Consider the following 11,991-nt stretch of genomic DNA (forward strand, 5'->3'; position numbering starts at 1 on the left):
ACGGTGTCGCAAACCGCGTCGGTCTGGGTGGTGCTGCTGGTGGCCCTGGTGGCCGCCAACCTGCCGTTCCTGAATGAGCGCCTGTTCGGGGCGGTGCCGCTGTCGACCGCGCACAAGTCGCTCGCCATCCGCTTCGGCGAACTGGTGGTGCTGTACTTCATTGCCGGCGGCATCGGCCTGCTGTTCGAACGCAGGGCAGGGCAGATCGCCGCCCAGGGCTGGGAGTTCTACGCGGTGACGGCTTCGCTGTTCGTCGTGCTGGCCTTCCCGGGGTTCACCTGGCGCTACCTGATGAAGCACAGGCACTGACCGACATGACTTCTCCCGCCACCGCAACCATCGATGCGCACCTGAAGGAAGCGCTCGTCAGCAGCGAAGAGCTCTTCAAAGGCAAGTTCCTGCACGCCAAGCGCGACACCATCCGCCTGCCCGACGGCCACAGCGCCACGCGCGAGTACGTGGTGCATCCCGGCGCGGTGGTGGTGATTCCGCTGCTCGACGACGGCCGCGTGGTGCTGGAGCGCCAGTTCCGCTACCCGGTGGATCGCGTGATCGTCGAGTTTCCCGCGGGCAAGCTCGACGCCGGCGAAGATCCGCTGCTGTGCGGCCAGCGCGAACTGCTCGAGGAAACCGGCTACACCGCGCGCGAATGGGCGCATGCGGGCGCCACGCACCTGGCGGTGGCGTACTCGACCGAGATCATCCACATCTACTTCGCACGCGGCCTCTCGCTGGGCGAGCGCCAGCTCGACCACGGCGAGTTTCTCGACGTGTTCACCGCCACGCCGCAGGAGCTCATCGGCTGGTGCCGCGACGGCACCGTGACCGACGCGAAGACGCTCACCTGCGCCCTGTGGCTGCAGAACGTCCTGTCGGGCGCATGGGCACTGGATTGGCAGGCCGCAGCCTCGCAAGGCGGCGCGGGATAATCCGCGCATGAAGGTCCTCGATCTCCGCTGCACGCACGGCCACGGCTTCGAGGGCTGGTTCGCGTCCAACGAGGCGTTCGACAGCCAGCTCGCAAGCGGCCTCGTCGAGTGCCCGGTCTGTGGCGACACCGCCATCGTCAAGCTGCTGAGCGCGCCCCGCCTGAACCTGAGCAACGCCAAGGCGCCGAAGGAAGAAGGGCGCGGCGACGCGGCCCGCGCGCCGGCGGCACCCGCAACGCCTTCCACGCAAGTATCCGCATCCTCGACTTCGCCCGAAGCCCGCTGGATGCGCGCCGTGCGCGAAGTGCTGGCCAAGACCGAAGACGTCGGCGACCGCTTTGCCGACGAGGCGCGCAAGATGCATTACGGCGAAACCGCCGAGCGCGGCATCCGCGGCCAGGCCACGCCGGAGCAGACCGAGGCGTTGCTCGACGAAGGCATTCCGGTGATGGCGCTGCCGATTCCGGCGGCGCTGAAAGAAACCCTGCAGTAACCGGCCGGCTCGACGAGCCAGTCAGTCCGGCCCGGCCCGCTCAGGCCGTGAACTGCAGCGCGGCCAGCCGCGCGTACACGCCGCCTTGCGCCACCAGCGCCGCGTGCGTTCCCTGTTCGACGATGCCGCCGTGGTCCAGCACGATGATGCGGTCGGCCTTCTGCACGGTCGCCAGGCGGTGGGCGATCACGAGCGTGGTGCGGTTTTCCATCGCCGATTCGAGCGCGGCCTGCACCATGCGCTCGCTCTCGGCGTCCAGCGCGCTGGTGGCTTCGTCCAGCAGCAGCAGCGGCGGGTTCTTCAGGATGGCCCGCGCGATGGCGATGCGCTGGCGCTGGCCGCCCGACAGCCGCACGCCGCGTTCGCCCAGGAAGGTGTCGTAGCCCTCGGGCAGCGCCTGCAGGAAGTCGTGCGCGAAGGCGGCGCGCGCCGCGGCGTGCACCTCGTCGGCGCTGGCCTCGGGCCGGCCGTAGCGGATGTTCTCGAAGGCGCTGGCCGAGAAGATCACCGCGTCCTGCGGCACGAGGCCGATGCGGGTGCGCAGGTCGTGCAGCGCGAGCGCGTCCAGCGACGCACCATCGAGCACGATGCGGCCCGACTGCGGGTCGTAGTAGCGCAGCAGCAGCTGGAACACCGTGCTCTTGCCCGCGCCGCTCGATCCCACCAGCGCCACGGTCTCGCCCGGCGCGATGTCCAGGCTGAAGTCGCGCAGCGCCGGCGTGCCCGGCCGCGAAGGGTAGTGGAAGGTGATGGCGTCGAAGCGGATCGCGCTGCCCGCGGCGGGAACCGGCGCCACCGCCGGCCGTGCGGGTGAGGCGATGGCCGTCGGCGCGTGCAGCAGTTCCATCAAGCGCTCGGTGGCGCCGGCGGCGCGCAGCAGGTCGCCGTACACCTCGCCGAGCACCGCCGTGGCGCTCGCCAGGATCGCCACGTAGACCACAGTCTGGCCCAGGTGGCCGGCCGTGATGTCGCCGCGCAGCACGGCCTGCGTGCCTTCGTACAGGCCCCAGAGCAGGGCGGCCGAGGTGGCGATGATGATGAAGGCCACGAGCACCGAGCGCGCGCGCGTGCGGCGCACGGCGGTGTGGAAGGCGTTCTCGGTCGAGCCCTTGAAGCGGTCGGCCTCGCGGCCTTCGGCCGTGTAGCTCTGCACCACGGGAATCGCGTTCAGCACCTCGGCCGCGATGGCGCTCGAGTCGGCCACGCGGTCCTGGCTGGCGCGCGAGAGCTTCCGCACGCGGCGGCCGAACCACATGCTCGGCAGCACCACCAGCACCAGGATGCCCAGCACCTGCACCATCACATAAGGGTTGGTCCAGACCAGCACCGCCAGTGCGCCCACGCCCATGACGGCGTTGCGCAGGCCCATGCTCAGCGACGAGCCGACCACCGTCTGCACCAGCGTGGTGTCGGCCGTGAGGCGCGACAGCACCTCGCCGGTCTGCGTGGTCTCGAAGAAGGCCGGGCTCTGCTGCAGCACATGGCCGTAGACCGCGTTGCGCAGGTCGGCCGTGACGCGCTCGCCGAGCCAGCTCACCGTATAGAAGCGCGCGGCCGAAAACAGGCCCAGCGCCACGGCCACCGCGAAGAGGGCGCCGAAGTGCTCGCGCAGCGCCATGGTCTGGGCGCCCTTGTCGGCGCTGACCAGGCCGCCGTCAATCAGGCTGCGCAGGGCGATAGGAAAAGCCAGCGTCGTGACCGCCGCCATCACCAGGAAGACCCCCGCCAGCACGATCTGCACGCGGTAGGGGCGAAGGAAGGGGCGCAACCCCGACAGCGAGCGGGGCGAACCCTTGGCTGCGGAGGACGACGGAGGGAAAGAAGCCATGGGCGCGAATTCTACCGAGCCCTTGCCCCCACAAAGGTCGCCTTGACAGTAATTGCCATGACAACTAATATTTCGGGCATGAGCGATGCCCCCATTTCCCCGGTCCCTCCGACGCCCGACGAGGCCGTGCGCCCGCCGGTCGCCTTCTATCGCGCCGAGGACTACCGCGCCGAAGAGAGCATCGGCTACCTGATGCGCCGCATCGTCACGTCCGTCGGCCAGACCGTCGGCACGCGCATGTGCGAGCCCGGCAGCCCCACCTACCCGCAGTGGGTGCCGCTGTACAAGCTGCACGTCGGCGCCGCCACCACCGTGGCCGAGCTGGCCCGCGCCTGCGAACTCGACACCGGCGCCATGACGCGCCTGCTCGATCGCCTCGAGGCCAAGGGCCTGTGCCGGCGCGTGCGCTCGCTCGAAGACCGCCGCGTGGTCAACATCGAACTCACCGACGAAGGCCGTGCGGCCGCGAAGGAAGTGCCCTATGTGCTGAGCCGGGTGCAGAACGAGTACCTGGCCGGTTTCAGCCTCGAAGAATGGGAGCAGCTCAAGGACTACTTGCGCCGCATCCTCGACAACGCACAGGGCCTCGCGGCCCGTGGAGAGAAGAATGACTGAGTCTTTCGCCGTGCGCGCGCTGCGCCGCACGCCCGTCGTGGCCGCCGCGCTGGCGGTGGTCGCGCTCGCCGGTTGCGCCGACATGGCCGGCATCGGCTCGCACGCCACGCTGCGCGACGCGACCACGCTCGGCATCGCAGCCGACCCCGCGCGCGCGTCCGTCCCCAGCCTGGACAGCCAGTGGTGGCAGGCCTTCGGCGACAGCCAGCTCAATGCGCTGGTCGACCAGGCCGTGGCCGGCAACCCGAACCTGCAGGTCGCGCGTGCACGCCTCGTGCGCGCCCAGGCCTCGGCGGACATCGCCGGCGCGGCGCTGCTGCCCAAGGTCGGCGCCGACCTCAACCTGAACCGCCAGAAGTTCAACAGCAACTACATCTACCCGGCGCCGCTGGGCGGCTCGACGCAGAACATCGGCCTGCTGCAGCTGGGCGCGAGCTGGGAGCTCGACTTCTTCGGCAAGAACCGCAGCGCGCTCGACACCGCCCTCGGCGCGGCCAACGCGGCAGCGGCCGACGCCGATGCAGCCCGCGTGCTGCTCGCGAGCAACGTGGCGCGCAGCTACTTCCAGTGGGCGCGCCTGAACGAACAGGTCGAAGTGGCCAAGCGCACGCTGGCCCAGCGCGACGAGACCTTCAAGCTGGTGCGCGACCGCGTCTCGGCGGGCCTCGACACCCGCCTCGAACTGCGCCAGAGCGAAGGCGGCCTGCCCGAAGCCCGCCAGCAGATCGAAGCGCTCAACGAGCAGATCGCGCTGCAGCAGCACGCACTCGATGCGCTCGTGGGCCAGCCCAACGTGTCGGCCTCGCTGAAGCCGCCGGTGCTCGCCGGCGTGAAGCCGATGGCGCTGCAGGCGAACATCCCGGCCGACCTGCTGGGCCGCCGCGCCGACATCGCCGCCGCGCGCTGGCGCGTCGAAGCGGCCACCAGCGACGTGGCCAACGCCAAGACGCAGTTCTATCCCAACGTGAACCTCACGGCCTTTGCCGGCTTCCAGAGCCTGGGCTTCGGCAAGCTGCTCAAGTCGGGCAGCGAGCAGTGGGGCGTGGGCCCGGCCATCCACCTGCCGATCTTCGAGGGCGGGCGCCTGCGCGCCAACCTGCGCGGCAAGTCGGCCGACCTCGACGTGGCCATCGAAAGCTACAACGCCACCGTGCTCGATGCCGTGCGCGACGCGGCCGACCAGGTGTCGAGCGCGCAGTCGATCGTGCGCCAGCAGACCGAGCAACGCGCCGCGCAGACGGCCGCCGAAGGCGCCTACGACATTGCCGTGCAGCGCTACCGCGCGGGCCTGGGCAACTACCTCAACGTGCTGACGGCCGAAACCGCCGTGCTGGCCCAGCGCCGGCTCGCGGTCGACCTGGCGGCCCGCGCCCTCGACACGCAGGTGGGCCTGGCGCGCGCCCTGGGCGGCGGCTGGCAGCCGCCGGCCACCGCGACGGCGTCGGCGCCGACGGCCGCCACCCAGAACTGATTTGCTGATCCGCCTTCTTCGGAAAGAACTCCATCATGAGCGATAACAACACTCCGACATCCGCTTCCCCCGTGCCCACCACCGCCGCGCCCGACGCGCCCGCGGGCAACGGCAAGCGCCGCCGCGCACTCACCGTTCTCACCGCCGTGGTGCTGGTCGCCGGCGGCGGCTGGGGCCTGTACGAATGGCTGGTCGCCAGCCACTACGAGAACACCGACAACGCCTACGTGCAGGGCAACGTCATCCAGATCACGCCGCAGATCGGCGGTACGGTCATGGCCATCGGCGCCGACGACACCGACTTCGTGAAGGCCGGCCAGCCGCTGGTGCAGCTCGACCCGGCCGATGCCAAGGTCGCGCTCGAGCAGGCCGAGGCCGCGCTCGCGCAGGCCGTGCGCCAGGTGCGCACGCTGTACGCGAACAACGGTTCGCTGGCCGCGCAGGTCACGCTGCGCCAGTCCGACATCGCCAAGGCCCAGAGCGACATCGCCAAGGCGCAGGACGACCTGCAGCGCCGCCGCGCGCTGTCGGGCAACGGTGCCGTGTCGAAGGAAGAACTCAACCACGCCGAGACGCAACTGGCCAACGCCAAGAGCGCACTGGCCGCCGCACAGGCCGGCGTGGTCGCCGCGCGCGAGGCGCTGGCCAGCAACCAGTCGCTGACCGAAGGCACCAGCGTGGCCCAGCACCCGAGCGTGCTGGCCGCCGCCGCCAAGGTGCGCGAGGCCTACCTCGCCACGCAGCGCGTGGCCATGCCCGCGCCGGTCGACGGCTACGTGGCCAAGCGCACCGTGCAGCTGGGCCAGCGCGTGGCCGCCGGCACGCCGATGATGTCCATCGTGCCGCTGCATCAGCTGTGGGTCGACGCCAACTTCAAGGAAGTGCAGCTGCGCAACATCCGCATCGACCAGCCCGTGAAGCTCACGGCCGACGTGTACGGCAAGAAGGTCGAGTACACCGGCAAGGTCGCCGGCCTGGGCGTGGGCACCGGCGCCGCCTTTGCGCTGCTGCCGGCGCAGAACGCCACCGGCAACTGGATCAAGGTGGTGCAGCGCGTGCCCGTGCGCATCGCGCTCAACCCCGAACAGCTCAAGGCCAACCCGCTGCGCATCGGCCTGTCGATGGACGCCGAGATCGACATCACGCAGAAGACCGGCAAGATGCTGGCCGATGCGCCGCGCAGCACCGCCTTCGCGCAGACGCAGGTCTATAGCCAGCTCGACCGCGGCGCCGACGCCGAGGTGGACCGCATCGTGGCCGCCAATCTCGGCCGCGGCGCACCCGCGGCGGCCGTGAGCCGCCCGGCAGCGTCCGCTGCCGCACCGGCCGTGCACGCCGCCACGCAGGGCCAGCCGGGCTGATCGCCGCCGGCCGCTGAACCCTCACAGCCCGCGCCATGGCCACTGCTGCTCCTGCCTATATCGCGCACCCCCCGCTCGAGGGCTCCGCCCGCGTCTGGGGCACGGTCGCGCTGTCCGCCGCCACCTTCATGAACGTGCTCGACTCGTCGATCGCGAACGTGTCGCTGCCGGCCATCTCGGGCGACCTTGGCGTGAGCACCACGCAAGGCACCTGGGTCATCACCAGCTTCGCGGTGGCCAACGCCATCGCGGTGCCGCTCACGGGTTTCATGACCCAGCGCTTCGGCCAGGTGCGCCTGTTCATGGCCAGCGTGATCCTGTTCATGGTCGCCTCGCTGCTGTGCGGCCTGGCGCCCAACATGACCACGCTCATCCTGTTCCGCGCGTTGCAGGGCTTCGTGGCGGGGCCGATGATCCCGCTGTCGCAGACGCTGCTGCTGTCGAGCTACCCGAAGGCCAAGGCCGGCCTGGCCATGGCCATGTGGTCGATGACCACGCTGGTCGCGCCGGTGATGGGGCCGCTGCTCGGTGGCTGGATCACCGACAACATCTCGTGGCCGTGGATCTTCTACATCAACATCCCGGTCGGCATCGTGGCCGCGGCCATCACCTGGACGCTGTACCACAAGCGCGAGAGCAAGACGCACAAGGTGCCGATCGACGCCATCGGCCTGGCGCTGCTGGTGCTGTGGGTGGGGTCGCTGCAGCTCATGCTCGACAAGGGCAAGGAGCTCGACTGGTTCCATTCGGCCGAGATCGTCACGATGGCCGTGGTGGCCGTGGTCGGCTTCGCCTTCTTCCTGGTCTGGGAGCTGACCGACAAGCACCCGGTGGTCGACCTGTCGCTGTTCAAGCGCCGCAACTTCTGGTCGGGCGCGGTGGCCACGGCCATTGCCTACGGCCTGTTCTTCGGCAACGTGGTGCTGCTGCCGCTGTGGCTGCAGCAGTGGATGGGCTACACCGCCACGCAGGCGGGGATGATCATGGCGCCCGTGGGGCTGCTGGCGATCTTCTTCTCGCCGGTGGTGGGCCTCACCGTGTCCAAGATCGACCCGCGCCGCTACGCGACCTTCTCGTTCCTCGTGTTCGCGCTGGTGCTGTGGATGCGCTCGAACTTCAACACGCAGGCCGACTTCGTGACGATCATCATCCCGACGATCATCCAGGGCATCGCGATGGCGTTCTTTTTCATCCCGCTCGTGACCATCACGCTGTCGGGCCTCACGCCTGACCGCATTCCGGCCGCGTCGGGGCTGTCGAACTTCCTGCGCATCACGGCGGGCGCCATGGGCACCTCGATCGCCACCACGCTGTGGGACAGCCGCGCGGCGCTGCACCACGCGCAGCTCGTGGAGTCGGTGAACCCGGGCAACAGCGCGGCCACCAGCGCCATCTCGGGGCTGACCGGCAGCGGCTTCAGTTCCGAGCAGGTGCTCGGGCAGATCAACCGCCTGGTCGACCAGCAGTCGTTCATGCTCGCGACGAACGACATCTTCTATGCGTCGGCGGTGCTGTTCCTGCTGCTGATCCCGCTGGTGTGGCTGGCACGGCCGCAAAAGGGCGGCGCGGGCGGCGACGCGGCCGCCGGCGCGCACTGATACCGCACGGCCCGCGCGCATGGACCAGTTCGCGGCCATGAAGGCGTTCCGCGCCGTCGTGGAGGCCGGCGGCTTCACCGCCGCGGCCGACGCGATGGACGTGTCGCACACGGTGGTCTCGCGCCACGTCAAGCAGCTGGAAACCGCGCTGGGCGTGCAGCTGTTGAACCGCACCACGCGCCGCTTCGCGCTCACGCAGGCGGGCCAGACCTACTACGAACACGCGCGGCAGATCCTCGACCAGGTCGAGACCGCGGCGCTGGTCGTGGCGCAGCACCAGGTCGAGCCCACGGGCCTGCTGCGCATCAACGCGCCGATGTCCTTCGGGCTGGAGGAACTGGCACAGTGGCTGCCGGCTTTTCTCGACGCGCACCCGCAGGTCAAGGCCGACCTCGTGTGCAACGACCGCTTCGTCGACCTGATCGAAGAGGGCTTCGACGTGGGATTGCGACTGGCGTATGCACTCTCGGACTCGACGCTGATCGTCAAGCGCCTCGCCAGCTTCGAGGAGTGGTGGGTGGCATCGCCCGCCTACCTGCAGCGGCGCGGCACGCCGCGAGCGCCCGCCGACCTGGCGGCGCACGACTGCCTGAACTATTCATTGGCCGCGAAGGCCGCACAGCCCAGCTTCACCGCGCCGGACGGCAGCGTCCACACAGTCGATGTCGGCGGGCGGCTGCAGGCCAACAGCGGGCTCGTGCTGCGCAGCGCCGCGCTGGCGGGCACGGGGCTGGCGGCGTCGCCAGCGTTCCTCGTGCGCGACCCTGTGGCGCGCGGCGAACTGGTGCGCGTGCTGCCCGAATTCCGCCAGCAGCCGTTGAACCTGTATGCGCTGTATCCGCAGAACCGGCACCTGTCGCCGAAGGTGCGGGCGTTTGTCGACTTTGCTGCCGCGCGCTACCTGCCCGCGGACGGGCAGGGCGACTGAGCGCGGCAGCCGCGCCTTACTTCGCTGTGGTGGGCACCAGGTCGAAGCGGTCGCTCTGGTACTGGAACAGCAGACAGTTCGCGCCCGGCTCGCAGCCGCTGCGGTGCGGCAGCCGCGCCGGCAGCAGGTAGTACGAACCGGCCGGGTACAGCACCTTCTTGCCGTCATCGAAGATCGCGTAGAACACGCCCGAGAGAACGACGGACGGGAGCGCCTGCGTGTGGCGATGGTGCGGGTTGTCGAAGCCGGCCGGGAATTCGACGAAGGCTTCGTAGGGGCCATTGCCCGTCAGGTTGCCGCGCACGTTGGCGTAGCGGATGCCGCCCGCGAGGGCCTGCCATTGCAGCGTGTCGGCGGGCGCCGAGATCGGCGTGCGGGGTGCCGGCGTGGCGGCGGTGGCGAAGCCCGGCGCGCACAGGGCACAGGACAGGGCGAGGAACAGGGCAGAAGAGCGTTTCATGGTCATGGATCGAAGAGGTTGGATTCGTGGGTGCATGCGAAGGGCAGGGCGTCAGCGGCCCGCGTCCAGCAGTTGCAACACCTCCTCGGTCGAGCGCACTTCGGCCACCACATCCGACACGCCACGCAGCGCCGCACGATGCAGTTCGCGGTGGCCCAGCACGCCGCCTTCCTCCAGGTCGAGGTCGCGCGTCGCGCAGGCGTCGTCCACGATGAGGCTCTGGTAGCCGCGCGGTGCGGCGTCGAAGGCCGTGGCCGACACGCACATGTGCGTCATGAGGCCCGTGAGGATCAGCGTCGTGATGCCGCGCGCCTGCAACTCGGCCTCGAGCGTGGTGCTGGCGAAAGCGCTCGGCGTGGCCTTGCGCAGCACGGCGTGTTGCGGCGCCGGGCGCAGTGCGTCGTGGATGCCGAAGGCGTGGCTGCCCTCCGCGAAGATCGGGCTGTCGGCGGGAGCCACATGCTGCACATGGAACACCGGCATCGCATGCCGGTCGGCGGCATCGATGAGGCGCCGCGCCTGGCGCAGGGCGGCGAGGCCATCGGGAATGGGCATGTGCCCGTCGAAGTACTCGTTCTGGAAATCGATCGCGATCAGCGCCGTGGCGGCGGGATCGATGCGGCTCGTCGGCACGGCGCCGGTGAGGCTGCGAATGCTGGGGTGCTTCATGCGTTCTCTGCGTGAGTGAAAGAAGGCCTGAAGCGTAGGCAGCCCCCGCGCTGCGGGGTAGAGGCGCCGCCGCACAAGATTTGTGCGGATCGTGACGATCAGCGTGGCTACTTCACGCCGTGGCCCAGCGCCTTCAACACGTCATGGCACGCACCCATCGTGTGGTAATCGGTCTTGCCCGCCGGGCTCTTCTCGTCGCTGATCTTCGCGTTCTGCGGCGTGAGGATGCGATACCACGCCCCGTGCGCGTGGTCGACGAAGTGGTCCCAGCTGTAGGCCCAGATCCGGTCGTACCAGTCCCAGTAGCCGGCGTCGCCCGTGCGCACCGCGAGCAGGGCGGCGGCGGCGAAGCTCTCGGCTTGGACCCAGAAGTACTTGTCGCCGTCGCACACCGCGCCGTCGGGCCCGAAGCCGTAGACCAGCCCGCCGTGCGTGGCGTCCCAGCCGCGCTGCATCGCGGTGTCGAAGAAGTGGCGCGCGCGCGGCACGAGCCATTCGGTGCCGGGCGCGCCGGGGCCGAGGTGGCCCTCGAGCTGCAACAGCAACTTGGCCCACTCGGTGAGGTGGCCGGTCTGGAAGCCCCAGGGCCGGAAGATGTTGGTCTTGTCGCCGCGGTTGTAGTCCCAGTCGACCGACCAGTCCTCGCGGTAGTGCTCCCACACCAGCCCGTCGGCGAGCGCAGCCTGCCGGCCCGTGATGCTTTCGGCCAGCGTGCGTGCGCGCTGAAGGTAGAAGGGCTCGCGCGTGGCGTCGTAGGCCGCGAGCATCGCCTCGCAGGCGTGCATGTTGGCGTTCTGGCCGCGGTACGGGCCGACCTGCCAGTTTGGCGTGGCCTCGTCGGCGTACAGCTGGTGCGCCGGTTCCCAGAAATGCTGTTCCATCAGATCGCGGGTGTGCGCGAGGCCGGCGCGCGCCTCCTCGACGCCGGCCATCAGCGCATGCGCGTGCGCCAGCAGCACGAAGGCCAGGCCGTAGCAGTGCTGCGTGCCGTCCTGCACGGTGGCTTGATGGCCATCCCAGTCGATCTGCCATGCATAGCCACCATTCGGCTGCGCATGCGCGGTCTGCAGGAACGCCAGGCCGTGGCGCACCGTCGCAAGATCGTCGGGCCGGCCGAAGCGGCGCCACGCCATCGCGTGGTTGAACACGAAGCGCGTGCTGCTCACGAGGTGGCGCGTGCGGCGGTCGTACACGGTGCCGTCGTCCTTGAAGAAATGGAAGAAGCCGCCCGAGGCATCGCGGCTGCGCGGCGCGTAGAACGCCAGCGTGTGGGCGATGTGGCCGGCAAGGAATTCGGGTGAGCGGAAGTTCGGCATGGCGGTGGTGGATTCAATCCGGGTGAAAGCGCATCGTGGCAGCGCAGCGGGCACGCGAGTTTTTCACGAAGCGTGCATGCGTGCTCGACATCCTCATGACGGTGCGCGTGCATGCATCGCGCGTTCGCAGGTGTGCGTGCTGCGGTGCGCAATGTCGTCGGGACGACAGTCGCTCGCACAGAGGGGACGCACTCTGTGAATGGTTGCAGTGCAGCATAGGCATTTGCCCCAGTATGCAATTGCATAGCAGCCACCAACAATCGGTCCGCGCTCGATGGTGGCGCATTGAGATGGACCGCATGACCGATTTCTTTTTTCCGCAC

Annotated in this window: 12 protein-coding genes; 8 read left to right on the forward strand and 4 right to left on the reverse strand. The window is 69.5% G+C overall.

What is annotated here, in order from left to right; genetic code table 11:
* The first annotated feature begins 3 nt into the window (after nt 1–3).
* From AC3WQR_RS18125 to AC3WQR_RS18135, 3 genes are read left to right on the forward strand one after another with little or no spacing between them, the layout of a single operon-like run.
* Nucleotides 4–309, forward strand: a complete 306-nt coding sequence (locus AC3WQR_RS18125; protein WP_062475381.1) for a DUF2818 family protein — start codon at nt 4–6, stop codon at nt 307–309.
* Between the two features lie 5 nt (nt 310–314).
* Complete coding sequence (locus AC3WQR_RS18130; RefSeq protein ID WP_447745769.1) at nt 315–929, forward strand: NUDIX domain-containing protein; 615 nt, start codon at nt 315–317, stop codon at nt 927–929.
* A gap of 7 nt (nt 930–936) precedes the next feature.
* The gene (locus AC3WQR_RS18135; RefSeq protein ID WP_062475367.1) at nt 937–1,422 is read left to right on the forward strand and encodes a DUF1178 family protein; all 486 of its coding nucleotides are present in this window, start codon (nt 937–939) and stop codon (nt 1,420–1,422) included.
* A 40-nt stretch (nt 1,423–1,462) separates the two neighbouring features.
* Here AC3WQR_RS18135 and AC3WQR_RS18140 read toward each other — a convergent pair whose 3' ends face one another.
* Nucleotides 1,463–3,250 (reverse strand): ABC transporter transmembrane domain-containing protein, encoded by a 1,788-nt coding sequence (locus AC3WQR_RS18140; RefSeq protein ID WP_447745766.1) that lies wholly within the window; start codon nt 3,248–3,250, stop codon nt 1,463–1,465.
* 78 nt (nt 3,251–3,328) lie between these two features.
* On the opposite strand from AC3WQR_RS18140, the gene AC3WQR_RS18145 reads away from it, so the two are divergent.
* From AC3WQR_RS18145 to AC3WQR_RS18165, 5 genes are read left to right on the forward strand one after another with little or no spacing between them, the layout of a single operon-like run.
* Nucleotides 3,329–3,865 (forward strand): MarR family winged helix-turn-helix transcriptional regulator, encoded by a 537-nt coding sequence (locus AC3WQR_RS18145; protein WP_062475361.1) that lies wholly within the window; start codon nt 3,329–3,331, stop codon nt 3,863–3,865.
* Nucleotides 3,858–5,336, forward strand: coding sequence for an efflux transporter outer membrane subunit (locus AC3WQR_RS18150; RefSeq protein WP_447745763.1), 1,479 nt, complete (start codon nt 3,858–3,860; stop codon nt 5,334–5,336). Before AC3WQR_RS18145 ends, AC3WQR_RS18150 begins: the two co-directional genes overlap by 8 nt.
* A 35-nt stretch (nt 5,337–5,371) precedes the next feature.
* Complete coding sequence (locus tag AC3WQR_RS18155) at nt 5,372–6,697, forward strand: HlyD family secretion protein (protein WP_447745760.1); 1,326 nt, start codon at nt 5,372–5,374, stop codon at nt 6,695–6,697.
* A 35-nt stretch (nt 6,698–6,732) separates the two neighbouring features.
* Entirely contained in the window at nt 6,733–8,295 is a 1,563-nt protein-coding gene (locus AC3WQR_RS18160) for a DHA2 family efflux MFS transporter permease subunit (protein ID WP_062474087.1), read from the forward strand.
* Between the two features lie 19 nt (nt 8,296–8,314).
* Complete coding sequence (locus AC3WQR_RS18165) at nt 8,315–9,223, forward strand: LysR family transcriptional regulator (protein WP_447745756.1); 909 nt, start codon at nt 8,315–8,317, stop codon at nt 9,221–9,223.
* A gap of 16 nt (nt 9,224–9,239) precedes the next feature.
* On the opposite strand, the gene AC3WQR_RS18170 is transcribed toward AC3WQR_RS18165, so the two are convergent.
* The 3 genes from AC3WQR_RS18170 to AC3WQR_RS18180 form a co-directional block, all read right to left on the reverse strand.
* Nucleotides 9,240–9,683, reverse strand: a complete 444-nt coding sequence (locus AC3WQR_RS18170) for a cupin domain-containing protein (protein WP_492743077.1) — start codon at nt 9,681–9,683, stop codon at nt 9,240–9,242.
* Nucleotides 9,684–9,734: 51 nt separating this feature from the next.
* Complete coding sequence (locus AC3WQR_RS18175; protein ID WP_447745751.1) at nt 9,735–10,352, reverse strand: cysteine hydrolase family protein; 618 nt, start codon at nt 10,350–10,352, stop codon at nt 9,735–9,737.
* Nucleotides 10,353–10,459: 107 nt separating this feature from the next.
* Nucleotides 10,460–11,668, reverse strand: coding sequence for an AGE family epimerase/isomerase (locus AC3WQR_RS18180; protein ID WP_447745748.1), 1,209 nt, complete (start codon nt 11,666–11,668; stop codon nt 10,460–10,462).
* Nucleotides 11,669–11,991: the final 323 nt, after the last annotated feature.

This window comes from Variovorax sp. FW305-3-2-15-B-LB1, from assembly GCF_058787635.1.

What these genes read in the sequence shown, in the direction of transcription:
- AC3WQR_RS18140 (WP_447745766.1), bottom strand. Translation starts at nt 3,250, where the DNA reads ATGGCTTCTTTCCCTCCGTCGTCCTCCGCAGCCAAGGGTTCGCCCCGC.
- AC3WQR_RS18150 (WP_447745763.1), top strand. Translation starts at nt 3,858, where the DNA reads ATGACTGAGTCTTTCGCCGTGCGCGCGCTGCGCCGCACGCCCGTCGTG.
- AC3WQR_RS18165 (WP_447745756.1), top strand. Translation starts at nt 8,315, where the DNA reads ATGGACCAGTTCGCGGCCATGAAGGCGTTCCGCGCCGTCGTGGAGGCC.
- AC3WQR_RS18145 (WP_062475361.1), top strand. Translation starts at nt 3,329, where the DNA reads ATGAGCGATGCCCCCATTTCCCCGGTCCCTCCGACGCCCGACGAGGCC.
- AC3WQR_RS18130 (WP_447745769.1), top strand. Translation starts at nt 315, where the DNA reads ATGACTTCTCCCGCCACCGCAACCATCGATGCGCACCTGAAGGAAGCG.
- AC3WQR_RS18155 (WP_447745760.1), top strand. Translation starts at nt 5,372, where the DNA reads ATGAGCGATAACAACACTCCGACATCCGCTTCCCCCGTGCCCACCACC.
- AC3WQR_RS18180 (WP_447745748.1), bottom strand. Translation starts at nt 11,668, where the DNA reads ATGCCGAACTTCCGCTCACCCGAATTCCTTGCCGGCCACATCGCCCAC.
- AC3WQR_RS18160 (WP_062474087.1), top strand. Translation starts at nt 6,733, where the DNA reads ATGGCCACTGCTGCTCCTGCCTATATCGCGCACCCCCCGCTCGAGGGC.
- AC3WQR_RS18135 (WP_062475367.1), top strand. Translation starts at nt 937, where the DNA reads ATGAAGGTCCTCGATCTCCGCTGCACGCACGGCCACGGCTTCGAGGGC.
- AC3WQR_RS18170 (WP_492743077.1), bottom strand. Translation starts at nt 9,683, where the DNA reads ATGAAACGCTCTTCTGCCCTGTTCCTCGCCCTGTCCTGTGCCCTGTGC.
- AC3WQR_RS18175 (WP_447745751.1), bottom strand. Translation starts at nt 10,352, where the DNA reads ATGAAGCACCCCAGCATTCGCAGCCTCACCGGCGCCGTGCCGACGAGC.